Below are 18,690 nucleotides of genomic sequence, written 5' to 3'. Positions count from 1 at the left end.
ACCCGTCCGCCACTCAGTCAACCACGAAATCCATCCGAAAACTTCATTCTGATTGCTTCGTTCGACTTGCATGTGTTAGGCACGCCGCCAGCGTTCATCCTGAGCCAGGATCAAACTCTCAAATTAAAAGTTGATTCTTGGTCTTAGACTACTTAGCTTGGCTATAGTTATCTTTAACCTTCATTACTTGGTTTTGTTCCGAATTTTCTCAAATCCAAAGGTCTAAACCAGACCTTTTGTTTTTAGAATTTTCAGGGTTTTACATACTATTTAATCTTCAATTATCAAGGTTCGTTTGTTGTTGTCTTGTTCAGCAGCAACTTTTATATCTTATCACAGCTGCTTGCGTTTGTCAACAACTTTTTTTACTTTTTTTAATTTGTTGTTTCAGGCCGTTTGGCCCTCTGCAAAAATCATCCGCTGTATTTTCTCCAGCGGGTATTAATCATATCATAGCTGTCGTTTGTTGTCAACAACTTTTTTGATTAATTTTATGCCCCCAGGGCAAAACAGTAAAAAAATAATCATTTGGAAAATGGAGCGGAGAAAGAGGGATTTGAACCCTCGCGCCGGTTGCCCAGCCTACACCCTTAGCAGGGGCGCCTCTTCGGCCTCTTGAGTATTTCTCCGAATTGATATTTTCCATATGATTGCTTCTTTTGACATATTTGTCCTCAGACGCATTGACCATTATACTAGATAGAAATTAGGTTGTCAAGGTGTTTTTACCGACATTTTTATTTATTTCTTCCTGAATTCTGTCATGTACAAGATGTGCGATTTCTGAGGTCTTCATACCTATATATTGTTCCGGCAAAATAGGCTCCATGTAGTGCACCTCCACATATTCCCGGCTCAATGAGTTGATATCAAAGGGTCTGAAGGAGTTGATCAGGGCTACAGGCACAATGGGGCAGCCTGCTTTCAGCGCACTTTTAAAAGTGCCGCTTTTAAAATCCAGTATCTCATTTCCTTTGCGGCTTCGGTGCCCTTCTGCGAATATGACAAAGTTAGATCCTTCCCTAACCCGTTTTGTCACCTCCCCAATGATCCTTACCTGATCTTTAATATCACTCCGATCCATTGCAAGGCTTCCGGTGGCGCCGATCACCTGCTTGACCAGGATCCAGCCGGAGGCTTCTTTCTTAATAACAGCAGAAAGTGGTCTTGGGCAGGTAGAAAACAGGGCCAACATATCAAACAGCCCCTGATGGTTTGGAAAAAGCATAAACCCATCCTGATCCGGAATATGTTCGATCCCGGTGGCCGTTACCGTTACCCTTCCCCTTTTAATGATCCGTCTTGTCATTCTTGCAATATAATCATAGCATTCCTTAATGGTACGTCCATCCTCAGGCCGTCCCATGCGGGCAATGGTAAACAGCCATACCGGCGCATGGAACAGATTCATAAATACCATATATATGATCCGCTTCATAGTTTCCTCTTCCCCCGGAGCGTGCAAATGGCAAAAATCAAATCCGGATATGCTCCGGTAATTTGCTCCAGTACTATATTGTACAGTACTCCTTTACTGCTGTTTCGTACAGGTTATTACCCTGACTGTCAATGACAACCACCACTGGAAAGTCCCTGATCTCCAGTTTGCAGATTGCCTCTGTCCCCAGATCTCCATATGCAATCAGTTCTGAAGAAAGAATACATTTGGACAGGATGGCCCCTGCTCCTCCCACTGCTGCAAAATACACGGACTTGTTGCGCACAATGCCGTCAATTACAGCCTGGCTCCTTTTTCCTTTTCCTATCATTGCTCCCATTCCCATATCCAGAAGCCTGGGGGTATACTTATCCATGCGGCTGGCCGTGGTGGGTCCCGCTGAACCTATGGGTCTCCCCTCCCTTGCCGGGGACGGCCCCAGATAATAGATAATATTATCTTTAATATTAAAGGGCAGTTCTTCCCCCCGGTCCAGTGTCTCGTCCATTCTCTTATGAGCCGCATCCCTGGCAGTATAAATGGTTCCTGTCAGATATACATAGTCTCCTGCCTTTAAAGAGACCGCGTCCTCTTTTGTCATCGGTACTTTGATATGCCTATCCATCATCCGGACTCCCTTTCCGTTGTAAGTAATTGTTCTAAAGTAAATGATCGTTCTAACGTAAGTAATCGTTCTAACGTAAGTGATCTCAATGAGCCAGTAATCTGCCTAAGCAGATAACTTACCCTTAAAGTACCCTGTGTACATGCCTGTTTACATGGCAGCAGATATTGACTGCAACAGGAAGACCGGCTATATGGGTGGGATATGTCTCCACATTGACAGCCAAGGCAGTGATCCTTCCCCCCAGCCCCCCGGGTCCGATCCCCAGCTTGTTCACAGTCTGAAGCATCTCCTCTTCAAGTTCCCTTACCCAGACTGTTTCATGCTTTTCACTAATATTTCTGGTCAGGGCGTGCTTTGCCATCTCCGTACATTTTTCAAAAGTTCCGCCAATACCCACTCCGATCACCATGGGCGGACATGCATTGGGGCCCGCATCCCTGACAGCTGTCAGTATGGCGTTCTTAACACCTTCAAGCCCGTCTGCCGGTTTCAGCATAAACACACGGCTCATATTTTCACTTCCAAAGCCTTTAGGAGCCACGGTCAGATCAACCTGGTCCCCCTCCACGATCTCATAATGGATCACCGCCGGTGTATTATCCCTGGTATTGACCCGCTCAATGGGATCTCCCACCACGGATTTGCGCAGGTACCCTTCCTCATATCCCCTTCTGACACCTTCGTTCACCGCATTGGTCAGGCTTCCGCCTGTAAAATGGACCTCCTGACCGGCCTTCAGGAACACCACGGCCATTCCCGTATCCTGACAGATGGGTATCATATCCTCGTCCGCTATTCTCAGGTTTTCCTCCAGCTGTTTTAATACCTGACGTCCAAGAGGGGACTCCTCCTGGTCCACAGCCTGACAAAACACGCATTTCATGTCGGGGGCAAGCCTGTAGTTTGCCTCAATACACATTTCCCTGATCACCTGGGTAATCTGTTCGGTCTGCATTTCCCTCATTTCTTATTTTCCTTCACTTCTTAGTTTTCTTTTACTCTATGTGATATGACTGCCAGAAACTCATCCTCAGGCATAGGTTTTCCGTAATAATATCCCTGTATGCTGTCCGCTCCAAACATACGGAGCATTTCCGCCTGTTCCTTTTCCTCCACACCCTCGGCAATTACCTTAAGGCCCATGCGTTCAAAACTCTGTATCATACTCTTTACCAGAAGCTCTGCCCTGGAATCACCGGGCAGGCCATTGAGCAGGCTTTTATCCAGCTTGATATACTCAAAGGGCAGGGACAGGACGCAGGAAATGTTAGAATACCCTGTTCCAAAGTCATCCAGGTAAAAATGGATCCCATTTCCGGTCAACTGTTCCATCATCCGCTTCATGTGATCCATGTCCTGAAGCAGTACGCGCTCTGTTATCTCTATCTTCAGCCGGTCCGGAGTCAGATGATATTCATCCAGGTACTGTTTAATCCTCTCCGTCAGGCCACGGTCCTCAAACTGCTGCATGGAAAGGTTGATGGAAATGGACCTGATATGGCTGGGAACCCTCTGCAGAAATGAACACACTTCCTCCAGAACGATCCAACTCAACTCATCGATCATTCCCTTTTCTTCCGCAAGGGGAATAAATTCAGACGGAGGAACCGGATTTCCCTCATAATCCGTCAGGCGCAGCAATGCCTCTGCGGAAGAGAAATTCCCCTGTTCAAAACTGTAAACCGGCTGATACCATACCCTGAACCGTTTCTGCTCAATGGACTGCTGCATGATATCCAGGATCTGTTTGCGCCTGGCAAGGTGCTCCAGAAGAACACGGTCAATACACTGTATTCCCTGTATACTTTCCTTGGCGGCTTTTACCCCGTACTCCAGGAACTCAAACATCTGGGTCGGGCTCCAATCCTGGCCCTGGTATATGATATCTGTGAAAAAGGCCGGAATTTGACTGGAGATTTGTCCCAGTTTCCACGGTTTTTCAAATCGGGACCTGATCACAGCCAGATTCTTAAAGGCTGTTTTTTCTGAGGCATAGGGGAGCAGCACGGCAAACTCCACATTGGCAAACCGGAATGCCTTAGCCTGTGGTAGGATGGAATCCATCTCCTTTGCAATCTCATAGAGAAATTCGTCCCCTTTATTGTGGCTGAATTTCTGATTGATCACGGCAAACTGTTTCAGGGTCACAAGCACCACCTGGAAATTTTGCCGGCCGGCCATGCGCAGGGTCACTTCCTGGAAAAAGCTGTTTCTGTTTCCCACGGCGGTCAGGCTGTCCCTCTCATTCCAGCTGCTCTGAAAGCTGACAAACATAACCATGTCAGTGATCGCTGCAAACATGCCGTTGAGCAGAAGATCGGGATATGTATGCTGAAACAGGATCAATGCCAATGCAATGGGAGGCATGGTCCGTATAAGTCTGACCACGGACCGGCTCACGCTCTTCCTGTTTCGCACATAACAGACCAGCAGCATGACCATCTGGATACCCATGATCACGTACCCCAGCCCGTTAAGTGGCCCCCTCCGATAGATCTCCCCCTGTTCAAAATAAAAGAGGACCCCGCTTTTTACATTCCATGCCACCACGCACCAGAACATAAGGTTCAGAAGTACAACAGATGTAAGATATCTCCTCATGCATGTCTTATCATACACATGCTCCAGTATAAGGGAGGCCAGATAGGCTGCAACCACGGAACACAAAAGGACCACCTGGATAAAATAAGCGCTGTTAAATAAAAGATTGACCCAAACCGGAACCTTATCTGACAGGGAAATAACTGATACACATATAATATTCAGGATAATTGCAGCCGCTGACATCCACAGACACAGTCTGTACATGTTTCTCCTGTAATTAGCCGCCAGTCTTCTGTCATGGTAATGCAGCATTAAAAATATGATGATGATTAATGCCAGCAATTCAGCTGCCAATGACCATTTAATCATCCTTTTTCTCCTTTGTACCTTGGATCCAAGATTTCTTGAACCAGGTTAATTACATGAAAAGGCTGTCTGTCAGGACAGCCTTTTCAGCATATTCAATTTTATTTCCCTACACATTTCCTGTGCTGATTTTATACTGTCTCTTCCGGATCCGCATCTGATGGGCCTGCCTCGTCTGAGTCAGGATTTTCATCCTCGTAAAACTCCTCATCATACACATTGCTGTCCTTGGTAACGCTCTCACGCACCTTGGCAATGCTGGCTACCTTGATATCGGAATCCTGGTTAATGTTCATCAGCTTAACACCAGATGTATTCCTGCCGATCACAGAGATATCATCCACTGTCATACGGATAATAATCCCCTCCGTGGTAATGATCATGATCTCACGGCCGTCATTCACCAGCTTTGCTCCTACCAGGTTTCCTGTCTTATCCGTGCACTTATAGCAGATCACGCCTTTGCCGCCCCTGTTCTGGGCGCTGAACTCAGACGTGATGGTACGCTTGCCCATTCCGTTCTCCGAAACAACCAGCAGGCTTTCACCCTGACTTTCCATCTGCATACCGATGACCTCATCATCCTCTTCAAAACGCATGCCGATCACGCCCATGGATACACGGCCGGTGACCCTTACATCCGTTTCATTAAAGCGGATACACATCCCCTTGCGTGTTACAAGGAAGATATCCTGGGTATTGTCCGTATCCTTTACCTCTATAAGCTCATCATCCTCCCGCAGAACAATGGCCTGAAGGCCGTTCTTGCGCACATGCTCATACTCCACCATCGGTGTTTTCTTGACCATACCGTTTTTAGTTGCCATGAACAGGTATTTGTCCTCATTATATTCACGCATGGGAATGATGGCTGTTATCTTCTCATCAGGCTGCAGCTGCAGCAGGTTGATGATAGCGGTTCCCCTGGCAGTCCGTCCTGCCTCCGGAATCTCATATGCCTTTAACCTGTACACACGCCCCTTGTTGGTAAAGAACATCATAAAGTGATGGTTGGTGGTCATAAGAAGGTCCTCAATATAGTCCTCCTCAATGGTCTGCATTCCCTTGATGCCCTTGCCGCCGCGGTTCTGGCTTCTGAAATTATCCACGTCCATTCTCTTGATATAGCCCAAATGGGTCATGGCGATCACCGTGTCCTCATCCGGGATCAGGTCTTCCATGGACACGTCATCATCATATCCAATGGCAGTGCGCCTGTCATCCCCGTATTTATCGGAGATTACGGAGATCTCCTCCTTGATGACTGTGAGAAGCTTTTTCTCATCTGCCAGGATGGCCTTTAACTCCTCAATTTTTGCCTGAAGCTCCCTGTACTCGTTCTCCAGTTTCTCCCTCTCCAAACCGGTGAGTGCGCGCAGCCTCATATCCACAATGGCCTGGGACTGTGCATCGGATAAGCCGAAGCGCTCCATCAACTGGTTCTTGGCGTCAGCCACATTGGCGGAACCCCTGATGATGCGGATGACCTCGTCAATGTGATCCAGGGCGATCAGCAAGCCCTGTAAGATATGGGCCCGCTCCTCAGCCTTATTCAGATCATACTGGGTCCTTCTTCTTACAACCTCTTCCTGATGCTTCAGGTACTCATCCAACATCTGATGGATATTCAGCACCTTGGGCTCATTGTTGATCAGGGCCAGCATGATCACACCAAAGGTATCCTGAAGCTGGGTGTGTTTTAACAGCTGGTTTAAAATAACATTGGCATTCACATCCCTGCGCAGCTCGATGTTGATGCGCATACCCTCACGGTTGGACTCATCTCCGATATATGTGATTCCGTCAATTTTCTTATCTTTTACAAGGTCTGCGATCTTCTCAATGAGACGGGCCTTGTTTACCATGTAGGGAAGTTCAGTCACAATGATCCTGGACTTTCCGTTGGGCATGGTCTCTATGTTGGTAACGGCGCGCACCTTGATCTTGGCACGGCCTGTGCGGTATGCTTCCTCAATGCTTCTTCTGCCGAGGATGGTTGCACCCGTTGGGAAATCAGGTCCTTTTACAATTTCCATGATCTCTTCCAGGGTTGTCTCCCTGTCTTCCTCCACCCGGTTGTCGATCATCTTAACAACGGCGCCTATGATCTCACGAAGGTTATGGGGCGGGATATTGGTAGCCATTCCAACCGCAATGCCGGATGTACCATTGACAAGAAGGTTGGGATATCTGGAGGGGAGCACAACCGGTTCCTTCTCTGTCTCATCAAAGTTGGGCACAAAGTCAACCGTGTCTTTATTGATATCGGACAGCATTTCCATGGATATCTTGCTGAGACGGGCTTCCGTATATCGCATGGCAGCAGCGCCGTCTCCGTCCACGGAACCGAAGTTTCCATGTCCGTCCACCAGCGGATAACGTGTGGACCACTCCTGGGCCATGTTTACCAATGCCCCGTAAATGGAGCTGTCGCCATGGGGATGGTATTTACCCATGGTATCACCCACGATACGCGCGCATTTACGGTGCGGCTTATCCGGACCATTGTTAAGTTCTATCATGGAGTAGAGTACACGCCTTTGTACAGGTTTTAAACCGTCCCTTACATCAGGCAGGGCCCTGGCGCTGATAACACTCATGGCATAGTCAATATAGGACTGTTCCATGGTCTTTTTAAGGTCTACTTCATGAACCTTGTCAAATACATTTGGTTCCATATTCAATCTCCTTTATGTTTACAATCGAATTGTCAAAATCAGATATCCAGGTTCTGGACGCGCTTTGCATTGGCCTCAATAAATTCCCTTCTCGGCTCAACCTGGTCACCCATCAGGGTGGTAAAGGTCAGATCGATTTCGGAGGTGGTCTCCTCATCCATGGTCACCCGCAGAAGGATCCTCCTCTCAGGATCCATGGTGGTTTCCCAAAGCTGTTCCGCATCCATCTCTCCCAAACCTTTGTAACGCTGGATCTTGTTGTTGGTATCGCGGCCGATCTCCATCATGATGGAATTCAGCTCATCATCGCTGTATGCATACCACACCTTTTTGTTTTTCTCAATCTTATATAAGGGCGGCTGTGCCAGATACACGTAGCCCTGCTTGATCAGTTCAGGCATGAACCTGTAAAGGAAGGTCAAAAGCAGGGTGCTGATGTGGGCGCCGTCCACATCAGCATCCGTCATGATGATGATCTTGTGATAACGGAGCTTTGAGATATCAAAATCCTCATGAATGCCGGTTCCGAATGCCGTGATCATTGCCTTGATCTCTGCATTGCCGTAAATACGGTCCATTCTGGCCTTTTCCACGTTCAGTATCTTACCGCGCAGAGGAAGGATGGCCTGGGTGGCGCGGGAACGTGCGGTCTTGGCAGACCCGCCGGCGGAATCTCCCTCTACGATATAGATCTCGCAGTTTTCCGGGTTCTTATCAGAGCAGTCAGCCAGCTTACCCGGAAGGGCCATTCCGTCCAGGGCGGATTTACGGCGTGTCAGGTCTCTGGCCTTTCTGGCAGCTGCACGGGCCCTCTGGGCAAGGATGGATTTCTCACACATGGCCTTTGCGATCCCGGGATTCTGCTCCAGGAAATAGGTCAGCTGCTCGCTGACAATATTGTCCACAGCAGTACGGGCTTCGCTGTTACCCAGTTTCTGCTTGGTCTGTCCCTCGAACTGAGGTTCGGCCACCTTGATACTGATAATGGCGGTCAGCCCCTCACGGATATCCTCGCCGGATAAGCTGTCCTCATTTTCCTTTAACAGCTTATTTTTCCTGGCATAGTCGTTAAATGTCTTGGTAAGGGCATTCTTAAAACCGGTGAGATGGGTTCCGCCCTCAGGAGTATTGATATTGTTAACAAATGTATAAATATTCTCAGTGTAGGAATCATTGTGCTGCATGGATACTTCCACAAACACGCCTTCCTTGGTCCCCTCGCAGTAGATCACCTGCTCATACAGGGGAGTCTTTCCCTTGTTGAGATAGGTGACAAACTCCTTGATACCGCCCTCGTAGTGGAATGTTTTCTCTTTTTTTTCTTCCCTTTCATCCCTGAGGGTGATCCTTAAATTCTTGGTGAGGAAAGCGGTCTCCCTGAGACGTATCTTCAGGGTGTCGTAGTCATACTCGGTCTCCTCAAATATCTCAGTGTCAGGCAGGAAGGTTACTTTGGTCCCATGCTGTTCAGGACCGCATTTTCCCACGATCTTTAAGGGGTAGGTTACCTTCCCCCTCTGGTATCTTTGCTGGTAAATATTTCCATCTTTAAAAACCTGTACTTCCAGCCATTCAGACAGCGCATTTACAACTGATGCACCAACCCCGTGAAGGCCGCCGGAAACCTTGTATCCGCCATTGCCGAACTTTCCCCCTGCGTGAAGGATGGTAAATACCACCTCCACAGCGGGAAGGCCGGCTTTTTTCTGGATATCTACAGGGATTCCGCGTCCGTCATCCACCACTGTGATGGAATTGTCCGAATTGATGGTAACATCAATGGAATCACAATATCCCGCCAATGCTTCATCGACCGCATTATCTACAATCTCATAAACCAGATGATGGAGTCCTCTGGCTGATGTACTGCCGATATACATGCCGGGCCGCTTTCTCACTGCCTCTAGTCCCTCCAAAATCTGAATCTGATCTGCTCCGTATTGCTCTCCCATGTTTTATATCTTCCTTTCTTTTGGGTAGTATCCTGTACTAGTTCTCGTTCTGGGCGGTTCCATCGATCACCCGGAATATTTTGTCTATATGGAATCTGTTGTTGACGAAATCATCCAGCCCCGTACAGGTGATCATGGTCTGAATATTCTGTATGGCTGAAAGCAGGTGGTTCTGCCTGCCGCTGTCCAGTTCTGACAGCACATCGTCCAACAGCAGGATGGGTTCATCCCTGCTGATCCGTTTGACCAGCTCTAACTCAGACAGCTTCAGGGACAATGCAGCGGTGCGCTGCTGGCCCTGGGAGCCGAATTTTCTGATATCGATCCCATTTACAATAAAGCTGATATCATCCCTGTGAGGACCCGACAGGGTGGTCTTTTGTTTCATGTCCTGCCCCCGGTTCCTTTTCAGGACATCGGCCAGCTGGTCCTCCTGTGTATATGGCTCATAGGAAATCTCTATCTCTTCCTTGTCACCGGAAAGACTCCGGTGGATCCCCCGGATAATCTCGTTAAGCTGGTCAATAAACTCATGGCGGAACCGGATCACCTCCCGGCCGTAATTTACCAGCTGCATGTCCCACACATCCAGGGTTTCTTCATATTCAGGCTTAAAAAACAACTCTTTCAGCAGCTTGTTCCTCTGGAGCAGCACCTTATTGTACTGTACAAGGGAATGAACATACAGCTTGTTCAGCTGGCACAGTTCCAGATCAATAAATCTTCTTCTCTCCGATGGACCGTTTTTGATAATGTTCAGATCCTCCGGGGAAAAGAATACCACATTGGCAATTCCAAAAAGTTCACTTGCTTTCCTGATAGGCACTCCGTTAATGGCAATTCCCTTAGGCTTATTCTTTTTCAGATGCATGTCAATGCGGTATGGTACATTATTTTTTCTGATCTGTAATTTAATATGGGATTCATCCTGGTCAAACCGGATGATATCCCTGTCTTTTGCGCTTTTATGTGATTTAGATGTGCAGCAGACGTAAACAGCTTCCAGAATATTGGTCTTTCCCTGGGCATTGTCACCGTAGAGTATATTGGTTCCCTGATTAAATTCCATATGTAGTTCTTTGTAATTGCGGTAATTTTTAAGTTCTATGGATTCAATCATCATGGATGTTCTCTTTCTGCGGTCCCTATTTGGTGATCTTGATGGTCTGTCCATCGTAGGTCACGATGTCACCGTCCACCAGCTTCTTACCGCGCTGAAAAGCGGCCTCTCCGTTTACGGATACAAGACCGTCCTCAATTGCATATTTGGCATCTACACCAGACTGGACCAGGCCGGCCGCTTTCAGCGCCTGGCCCAGTTTGATATAGTCTTCCCTCAATTTAATTATTTCCATCATTTTCCTTTCTTAGTACAAAAACCGTACTAAACCGTTGCTGCATTGAAATTAACAGGAAGAATCAGGTAAATATAATTCTCCTCATCATCCTTGATAAAGCATGGGGACTTGGGATTCATCATATAAATGTTGATCTCTTCATCGTCTATTACGCGCAGGGCATCGATCAGGAACTTTGGATTAAAACCGATCATAATGTCCTTACCGGTTTTGTGGATCATAAGGTCTGCGTTCATGGATCCGAAACTGGAGTTGAGCTTCATCTCCATGGAATTGTCACCAATGTTGATGATCAGCGGCTTTTTGTCATTTTCCCTGATCAGGATGGTGGCACGCTCAATACAGTTTAAGAACTCCTTCTTGTTCACGGATACTTTTGTCTCATAATCATTGGACAGCATCTGGTTGATCCTGAAATATTCGCCTTCGATCAGACGTGACACCACAATGGTGCTGTCAAACTCAAACAGGATATGATTGGGGCTGAAATAGATCAGGACCTCCTTTTCATTGTCACCGCCTAAGATCTTGCTGACCTCGCTCAATGTCTTGCCCGGTACGATCACCTTGGTGTCCTCATAATGATCTTTTAAGCGGACCTTACGGATGGAGATACGGTGCCCGTCAAGGGATACCACTTTTAACTGGTTTTCATTGACCTCAAATAATTCCCCTGCCATCATCTTGTTGCTGTCATTGGGGGAGATGGAAAATATGGTCTGCTGGATCACTTCCTTCAGCGTGAACTGGGAAAGGCAGATATATTTGTCCTTTTCAATGTAGGGAAGGTAGGCAAATTCCTCTCCGTCACGTCCCTGGATATTAAAAACGGAGTTCTCACAGCTGATGGTAGTGTTGAATTTGTCATCAGATTCAATGGTAACGGATGCGTTCTCACTGGAGAGACGGCGTGTGATCTCGGAAAAAAGCTTAGCGTCCAGTGCGATCTTTCCATGTTCCAGGATCTCACCTTCTACTTTTGTCTCAATTCCCAGTTCCATATCATTGCCCGTAAGCTTGATCTCGCCTGTGCTGGCATCGATCAGGATACATTCCAGGATGGACATGGTTGTTTTGGAGGGTACTGCCTTCATTACAATATTAATGCCGTTTACAATGGCGTCTTTTTGAAATTTTAGCTTCATAATGTTGATAACTTCCTTTCAGATTATTTGGAGACCGAAGCTCCATCAGTAGTTGAAGATATAGATAATTTTCGTAGAAACCGTAGTAGGGGTTGTGGGTTTGTGTAAAACCCCTCGAATCCCTTGAGGATTAAGGACAAGTTCATGTGGAATGATCTGTGGAAATCATCCACCAATCCATGGTAAAACTTCAGGTTTATCCACATATGGTTAAAAATGATTCACAAGGTCTTAAAGTCCAGGCAGTTATCAACAACCTGTCCACATGAATTCCACGGCCTATTGTGGATTGATCTTCTTTTTTAGTATCTCGATGGTATTCTTAAGTGTATCATCCTTCTTAATGTCGCCTGCGATCTTCTCAGCGCCATGGATAATCGTGGTATGGTCCCTTCCTCCCAGGTATCTTCCAATGGTCTGGAGAGGGGTTTCCGTCATATTCCTGCAAAGGTACATGACGATCTGCCGTGGGTATACGATTTCCTTGTTCCTTTTTTGGGAGGAAATGTCAAGGGGAGTCAGCCCATAGTGGTCCGACACGATCTGAATGATCAGGTCAGGAGTCACCTCCCGCTGGGCATTGGGGGAAATGATATCCTTAAGCGCCTCCTCAGCCAGTTCCAATGTGATATCACATTTGTTCAGCCTGGAAAGGGCAACGATCTTGGTGAGGGCTCCTTCCAGTTCACGGATATTGGATTTGATGTTGGTGGCGATGTATTTGATCACCTCATTGTCTATATTATATCCTTCCATCTCTTCTTTTTTGCGCAGTATGGCCATTCTTGTCTCATAATCAGGAGACTGGATGTCCACGGTCAGGCCCCACTCAAAACGGGAGCGCAGGCGCTCCTCCAGGGTTTCAATTTCCTTTGGAGGTTTATCTGAGGAGATTATAATCTGCTTCTTGGACTCATATAGTGTATTAAAGGTATGGAAAAATTCTTCCTGGGTACTTTCCTTACCGATGATAAACTGGATATCATCAATGAGGAGCACATCGTTATTGCGGTACTTTTCTCTGAATTCCGTGGTGGTTATGTTGTTTTTGTTACGGATGGCATCGATCAGCTCATTGGTAAAGGTCTCCGATGTGACGTAAAGGATCTTGGAATTGGGGTTGTTTTTTAATATGAAATGTGCAATAGCATGCATTAAGTGGGTTTTTCCAAGTCCCACGCCTCCGTATATAAACAGGGGGTTGTAGATTTCTCCCGGGGATTCCGCTACGGCCAGGGCTGCTGCATGGGCCAGGTTGTTGTTGGAACCCACCACAAAGGTATCAAAGGTATACTTTGAGTTAAGGTTGGCACTCTGAATAACGTCCGGGCTTACTGCTACCGATGTTTTCTGGATCAGCTGCGGCCCTGACGGTTCTTCTTTTTCAATGATTTGTTCCTTAACTTTGAAATCCACCTCGCATTCCTGTTCAAGGAACTCCGAGATGGTCACCTTTAATAAAAATCCATATTTTTTATTAACGTATTGTAAAAAGGTTTGTTCAGGAACAATGATTATTACTGTGTTATCTTTAAAAGAATATGGCTTCAAGGGTTCCAGCCAGGTACTGTAGGAGATATTGGATATTTCGTGTTCTTCTTTTAAGGTAAGCAGGATTTTGTCCCAGTTTTCTTTGATTTTATCGATCATTTCTTGTCTCCTAAAACTGTATTGCAGAATTGCCCAATCTAAATCCATTGTATACTAAACCAAAAATTTTTTCAATGGAAAGTGTAAAATATTGTGGATAACTTTGTGTGCAGCTTGTGGAAGCACTGTGAAAGCCTTGTGGATGGAGGGTTTTTCCACAAAAACCATAAAAAAGTTAACCTGAGTTGTGCACAACCCGGAAATATATAGAAATTCTGGACTTTTTTATGAGCACTGGGGAAAAAAAAGATAATTACACACACTTATCCACAACTTATCAACAATTTGTGGATAAGTTTATGTAAATCCACAGACAAGGACGAAGGGGGATGTTAAAAAAAAGCTACGTTTACATGGTTTATATTGCTTAAATACCTATGATTTAGTATAATATATTAGAAACTGTTCATAAAATTTATTGTTTTTTAATAAATTTTACCAAATTCAATTAAAGGGGGATATTTTATGGAATTTATGATTGGTGTACTGCTTATCCTTACGTTCTTTGCCCTGGCCTATTATTGTGTAAAAGGCTACAACCTGATGATCGGTTTTCTGATTATTTCCGTGTTGTGGACCGTGCTGTCGCTGGCTGGTGCAGGGATATCCTCCCCGGAGTTCATTGCCGAGAATCCTGTACTCCAGTTTGGAGGGGACGGAGGCAAGGGATTGGTTGCCATTTTAAACAAGATCTATCAGGCAGCTCCTGAGGGATGGGGCACAACCCTTGTCAATGTGTGCTGGGGCGCCTGGTTTGGACGGGTTCTCATGGAGACAGGAATTGCTTCCACGCTGATCCGCAAGACAGTGGAACTTGGCGGGGATCGCCCCATCATTACCATTGTGCTTCTTAATATTGTTACGGCTTTTATATTCACTGCCATGATGGGCGCCGGACCGGTTATCGCCATCGGCGTTATCGTGCTTCCTATTCTGATGAGCCTTGGTATTCCAAAGGCCATAGCCATGTTTACATTTATGGGATCTGTTTCCGCAGGCATGTACCTAAACCCTGTGCTTCAGTTCTCACAGCTGCGCGCATTTATCCTGCCGGCTGATCAGATGCCTGAATTTTCATTTTCATGGTATGCAACCCACTGGGGATATTATGCCCTGGGGATTTCCGTGGTCACTGTTTCCCTGCTCACAGGCATTTACCTGAAGTTTGGAAAGAGGAGCCATGCATGGGCATCCCGTACCCCTAATGCACAGCCTCAGAAGGAGGCTCCCATGCTGGCCCTTCTGCTTCCCATCGTGCCCGTGGTCCTTAAGATCGCCCTGGATTTTTCAGTGATCGGCGGTTTTATCATAGCTGGTTTTGCGGCCCTGTTTTTGTGCGGAAGGATGAAAGGATCCTTTAAGGAGAACTGCCAGCTGGTTAATAAGCTGTATTATGACGGCGTGGTGGATACCGCTCCTCTGATCGGTTTCCTTTTAACCCTGCCCATGTTTAATACCTGTGCGACATATGCCTCTCCGTTCTTTAAGGAAGTCATAGGCGGAATCATGCCTACCAGTGAGTATGTGGTGTGCATCCTCTTTGCGGCATTGGCATTTTTAGGATTTTTCAGGGGTCCCTTTACCCTGTTTGGCTGCGGCGCTGCAACACTGGGAGTCCTGTCAAATGTCGGACATTTTTCAGTTCCGTTCCTGTTCTGCGTATTCTCCATTCCGGCCACGACCGTAAATGTAGGTTCCTGTATTACTCAGTCCTGGATCGCCTGGGGTCTTGCTTATACCAAGGTAGAGTCCAAGGAGTTTTTAAAGCTGTCCATTCCGTTTGCATACCTGACCTCCATCTGTCTGTACATACTGACGGCTGTCGCCATTACGGGACTGGGCGCACAGTGGTTTTTAAATTAATAATTTTACGTTGACGCCTCCTGCCAGTTGTGTTTATAATGTGGGTATGTGGCATTGTATCTTATTTATAAGAACAGTAGCAGGAGGATAAAAAATTGAATAAAAAGAAAAAAGACACTCGTTGGCTTGCAAGTGTTGCACTTATGATGGCAGTTGTCATTCTGCTGGCAAATACGCCTTTCGGAATGATACAGCTTCCGGTGATTAAGGCAACAACTGTGCATATTCCCGTTATTTTGGGAGCGATCTTGCTGGGACCTTTGGCTGGTGCGATCCTGGGAGCTGTGTTTGGCATATGCTCCATGATCAGCAATACCATGGCGCCCACTTTGCTTTCTTTTGCGTTTTCGCCGTTTATGAGCATGACCGGACTTCCCGGCGTATTAAAAGCAGTCTGGGTTTCTGTGGGATGCAGGATCATGATCGGTGTGATCGCGGGATGGCTCTGGATCCTGTTTAAAAAGGTGGGGCTTAATGGAATGGCAGCCCTTCCCATCACCGGATTCATAGGCTCCATGACCAACACGGTTTTTGTTATGGGGAGTATCTATCTTTTGTTTGCTTCCCAGTATGCCGCTGCCAAAAATGTTGCGATCGATGCCGTATGGGGACTGATCATGGTGACAGTTACCGCATCCGGTATACCGGAAGCGATCGTTGCTGCAATCCTGGTGGCAATTATAGGAAAAGTAATGCTTCGTTTTACTAAGCAGCCCTGACGTAATACTAAATATAGTAACAGAAACCGACAATGCACACATTTTATTGGGACGGCCTTAAAACCGTCCTTTTTTATAGGTTTTTTGTGGTTTTTTTATGAAAATGCACTTGACGAAGACGGATTTCTTCTATATAATTGAGTGGATGTTTAATTATACTAGTCTAAATGTGTGTTTTCACATTACCAGATAATTTTGATAGGAGGTGCCCGGATTATGAAGATGACATTTCAGCCCAAGAAGAGACAGAGAGCGAAAGTTCATGGCTTTAGAGCTAGAATGAAGACTGTAGGCGGTAGAAAAGTTATTGCTGCCAGAAGAGCAAAAGGTAGAGCCAGATTATCTGCTTAATTTTGTTTCAAGCTTAAAGCAAAAGAACGACAGGCCACAGGAACATGTGGCCTTTTCTTTTCTTAATAATTAGTTGTTAGGAGTATCGTATGAAACGATTTCCTTCCGTAAGGAAAAACGGTGAGTTCCAGAAGATTTATAAAAGTGGGACTTCTTATGCAAACAGACTTCTTGTTATGTATGTGGCGGAAAGCGGGGAAGACAGGAACCGGATCGGCATCTCGGTCAGCAAGAAAGTGGGAAACAGTGTTGTCCGCCATCACATTACCAGACTTATAAGAGAAATATTTCGTTTAAATGATCATAGATTGAAGACTGGGTTAAACATCATTGTTGTGGCCAGAGTGGCTGCAAAAACATCAGAATACAAAGATTTGGAAGGTGCTTATATGCACCTGTGCGGACTGCATCACATTTTAAGAGAATCGAAGTGAAGTGATTATGGCAAGGTTTTTTATTTTGTTGGTAAGGGGATACCAGAGATTTTTGTCTCCTCTTAAGATAAGAACTCACTGTATTTACACACCTACGTGCTCCCAATACGCCATTGAGGCACTAAAAAAGTATGGTGCGTTAAAGGGTACATGGTTGGCCTGCAAAAGGATACTGAGGTGTCATCCATTTGCAGAAGGCGGTTATGATCCAGTTCCGTAGAGATTAGGAGGTATACGTATTGAATGAGTTAGTTGGCGCAGTGGTATTGACAAAGACAGGCGGTTTTCTGGGGCCGATCGCAGATATCCTGGGGTGGATCATGGACTGGCTGTTTAAGTTTACCAGTATATTTGGTATTGAAAACATCGGTTTGTGTATTATTCTTTTTACATTGGTAACAAAGGTACTTATGATACCTCTTACCATCAAGCAGCAGCAGTCTTCCAAGCTGATGGCGGTTATGCAGCCGGAGATTTCTGCAATCCAGAAAAAGTATAAGGGCAAGGAAAATGATCAAAAGTATGCGATGATGATGCAGACGGAGATCAAGGGGGTTTATGAAAAGTACGGTACCTCCATGACCGGCGGCTGCCTTCCTCTTTTGATCCAGATGCCTATCATTTTTGCATTGTATCGTGTTATCTATAATATTCCCGCATATGTTCAGTCTGTAAGGGGATATTATGAGACTATTATCAGCAAGCTTCCAAGCGGATATCAGACCGCTCAGGCATTTACGGATCTGGCAGCAGCTCAGAAAATGCCCATTGACAAGTATGATTATACCAATGTAAACACGGTCATTGACTTATTATACAAATTTACAGGACAGCAGTGGGACACACTGGTGAATTCATTTTCGGCAGTGGGACAGGCTGTTACGGAAACCGGCGTCAGGGTGGTGGATGCCATTGAGAACATGCAGACATTTTTTGGGCTCAATATTGCATACACACCTCTTCAGGTTATCATGAACTACTTTAATAAGGTTGACGGCACCACCTTACTTACGGCCATTGCGGCTCTCTGCATTCCTCTGTTTGCGGGACTGAGCCAGTGGTACAGCACCAAGCTGATGACAGCCAACCAGCCTCAGGCCTCTGGTAAGGATGACAATCCTGCGGCAGGCATGATGAAGAGCATGAATGTAACCATGCCTCTGATGTCCGTATTCTTCTGTTTTTCATTTGCATCCGGTATCGGACTTTACTGGGTTGCACAGAGTGTATTTACTATTATTCAGCAGGTAGGGATCAATTCTTATCTTAATAAGGTGAATATTGATGACCTGGTTCAGAAGAACATTGAAAAGACCAACAAAAAGCGTGCTAAAAAAGGACTTCCTCCCACAAAGGTAGGCAATGTGGATACCATGCTTAAGAAGATGGAGGAAAAAGAGATCAAGGCTGAAAGCGCCCAGATGGCTAAAATTGCCAAGACAAAGGCAATCGTGGAGGAATCCAACAAGTATTATAATGATAATGCAAAGCCGGGCAGTCTTGCGTCAAAGGCTAATATGGTTGCCAAATACAATGAAAAGCACGATAAGGGAAAAAAATAGGA

At 46.0% G+C, this 18,690-nt stretch carries 16 protein-coding genes, 1 tRNA gene and 1 rRNA gene; 6 read left to right on the top strand and 12 right to left on the bottom strand.

Features of this window, described 5'->3' with window-relative positions; translation table 11 throughout:
* The 12 genes from HMPREF9469_RS13120 to dnaA all read right to left on the bottom strand — a co-directional run.
* A 16S ribosomal RNA gene (locus HMPREF9469_RS13120) occupies positions 1 to 126 on the bottom strand; the annotation flags it as partial.
* A 415-nt stretch (positions 127 to 541) separates the two neighbouring features.
* Positions 542 to 629 (bottom strand) — tRNA-Ser (locus HMPREF9469_RS13115).
* A gap of 77 nt (positions 630 to 706) precedes the next feature.
* Positions 707 to 1,438 (bottom strand): lysophospholipid acyltransferase family protein, encoded by a 732-nt coding sequence (locus HMPREF9469_RS13110; protein ID WP_007862627.1) that lies wholly within the window; start codon positions 1,436 to 1,438, stop codon positions 707 to 709.
* Between the two features lie 73 nt (positions 1,439 to 1,511).
* Positions 1,512 to 2,063, bottom strand: coding sequence for a Fe-S-containing hydro-lyase (locus tag HMPREF9469_RS13105; protein WP_007862626.1), 552 nt, complete (start codon positions 2,061 to 2,063; stop codon positions 1,512 to 1,514).
* 124 nt (positions 2,064 to 2,187) lie between these two features.
* On the bottom strand, positions 2,188 to 3,030 hold the full coding sequence (locus HMPREF9469_RS13100) for a fumarate hydratase (protein WP_007862625.1): 843 nt from the start codon (positions 3,028 to 3,030) through the stop codon (positions 2,188 to 2,190).
* Positions 3,031 to 3,050: 20 nt separating this feature from the next.
* Positions 3,051 to 4,979, bottom strand: a complete 1,929-nt coding sequence (locus HMPREF9469_RS13095) for an EAL domain-containing protein (protein WP_007862624.1) — start codon at positions 4,977 to 4,979, stop codon at positions 3,051 to 3,053.
* A gap of 128 nt (positions 4,980 to 5,107) precedes the next feature.
* Positions 5,108 to 7,654: a DNA gyrase subunit A gene (gyrA, locus tag HMPREF9469_RS13090; protein WP_007862623.1), complete on the bottom strand. Its 2,547-nt coding sequence runs from the start codon at positions 7,652 to 7,654 to the stop codon at positions 5,108 to 5,110.
* Positions 7,655 to 7,692: 38 nt separating this feature from the next.
* Positions 7,693 to 9,606, bottom strand: coding sequence for a DNA topoisomerase (ATP-hydrolyzing) subunit B (gyrB, locus tag HMPREF9469_RS13085; RefSeq protein ID WP_007862622.1), 1,914 nt, complete (start codon positions 9,604 to 9,606; stop codon positions 7,693 to 7,695).
* Between the two features lie 37 nt (positions 9,607 to 9,643).
* On the bottom strand, positions 9,644 to 10,729 hold the full coding sequence (gene recF / locus HMPREF9469_RS13080) for a DNA replication/repair protein RecF (protein ID WP_040416078.1): 1,086 nt from the start codon (positions 10,727 to 10,729) through the stop codon (positions 9,644 to 9,646).
* A 22-nt stretch (positions 10,730 to 10,751) separates the two neighbouring features.
* Positions 10,752 to 10,961, bottom strand: coding sequence for an RNA-binding S4 domain-containing protein (locus HMPREF9469_RS13075; protein ID WP_007862618.1), 210 nt, complete (start codon positions 10,959 to 10,961; stop codon positions 10,752 to 10,754).
* Positions 10,962 to 10,990: 29 nt separating this feature from the next.
* Positions 10,991 to 12,109 carry a DNA polymerase III subunit beta gene (gene dnaN, locus HMPREF9469_RS13070; RefSeq protein WP_007862616.1) on the bottom strand — a complete coding sequence of 373 codons (1,119 nt, stop codon included), beginning with the start codon at positions 12,107 to 12,109 and terminating at the stop codon, positions 10,991 to 10,993.
* A 279-nt stretch (positions 12,110 to 12,388) separates the two neighbouring features.
* Positions 12,389 to 13,759 carry a chromosomal replication initiator protein DnaA gene (dnaA, locus tag HMPREF9469_RS13065; protein ID WP_007862614.1) on the bottom strand — a complete coding sequence of 457 codons (1,371 nt, stop codon included), beginning with the start codon at positions 13,757 to 13,759 and terminating at the stop codon, positions 12,389 to 12,391.
* Positions 13,760 to 14,224: 465 nt separating this feature from the next.
* On the opposite strand from dnaA, the gene HMPREF9469_RS13060 reads away from it, so the two are divergent.
* From HMPREF9469_RS13060 to HMPREF9469_RS13040, 6 genes are all read left to right on the top strand, one after another.
* The gene (locus HMPREF9469_RS13060) at positions 14,225 to 15,622 is read left to right on the top strand and encodes a hypothetical protein (protein WP_007862613.1); all 1,398 of its coding nucleotides are present in this window, start codon (positions 14,225 to 14,227) and stop codon (positions 15,620 to 15,622) included.
* Positions 15,623 to 15,717: 95 nt separating this feature from the next.
* Positions 15,718 to 16,341 (top strand): ECF transporter S component, encoded by a 624-nt coding sequence (locus tag HMPREF9469_RS13055; protein WP_007862612.1) that lies wholly within the window; start codon positions 15,718 to 15,720, stop codon positions 16,339 to 16,341.
* Positions 16,342 to 16,557: 216 nt separating this feature from the next.
* Complete coding sequence (gene rpmH / locus HMPREF9469_RS13050; RefSeq protein ID WP_007862611.1) at positions 16,558 to 16,692, top strand: 50S ribosomal protein L34; 135 nt, start codon at positions 16,558 to 16,560, stop codon at positions 16,690 to 16,692.
* A gap of 89 nt (positions 16,693 to 16,781) precedes the next feature.
* Complete coding sequence (gene rnpA, locus HMPREF9469_RS13045) at positions 16,782 to 17,126, top strand: ribonuclease P protein component (protein WP_007862610.1); 345 nt, start codon at positions 16,782 to 16,784, stop codon at positions 17,124 to 17,126.
* Between the two features lie 7 nt (positions 17,127 to 17,133).
* Entirely contained in the window at positions 17,134 to 17,346 is a 213-nt protein-coding gene (gene yidD, locus HMPREF9469_RS31300; protein ID WP_082197749.1) for a membrane protein insertion efficiency factor YidD, read from the top strand.
* A 19-nt stretch (positions 17,347 to 17,365) separates the two neighbouring features.
* Positions 17,366 to 18,688, top strand: a complete 1,323-nt coding sequence (locus tag HMPREF9469_RS13040; protein WP_007862608.1) for a YidC/Oxa1 family membrane protein insertase — start codon at positions 17,366 to 17,368, stop codon at positions 18,686 to 18,688.
* Positions 18,689 to 18,690 lie beyond the last annotated feature (2 nt).

The organism is [Clostridium] citroniae WAL-17108 (genome assembly GCF_000233455.1).
Lineage (GTDB): Bacteria > Bacillota > Clostridia > Lachnospirales > Lachnospiraceae > Enterocloster > Enterocloster citroniae.
The sequence above is the reverse complement of the archived record's forward strand: the minus strand, read 5'-3'. Positions and strand labels throughout refer to the sequence as shown.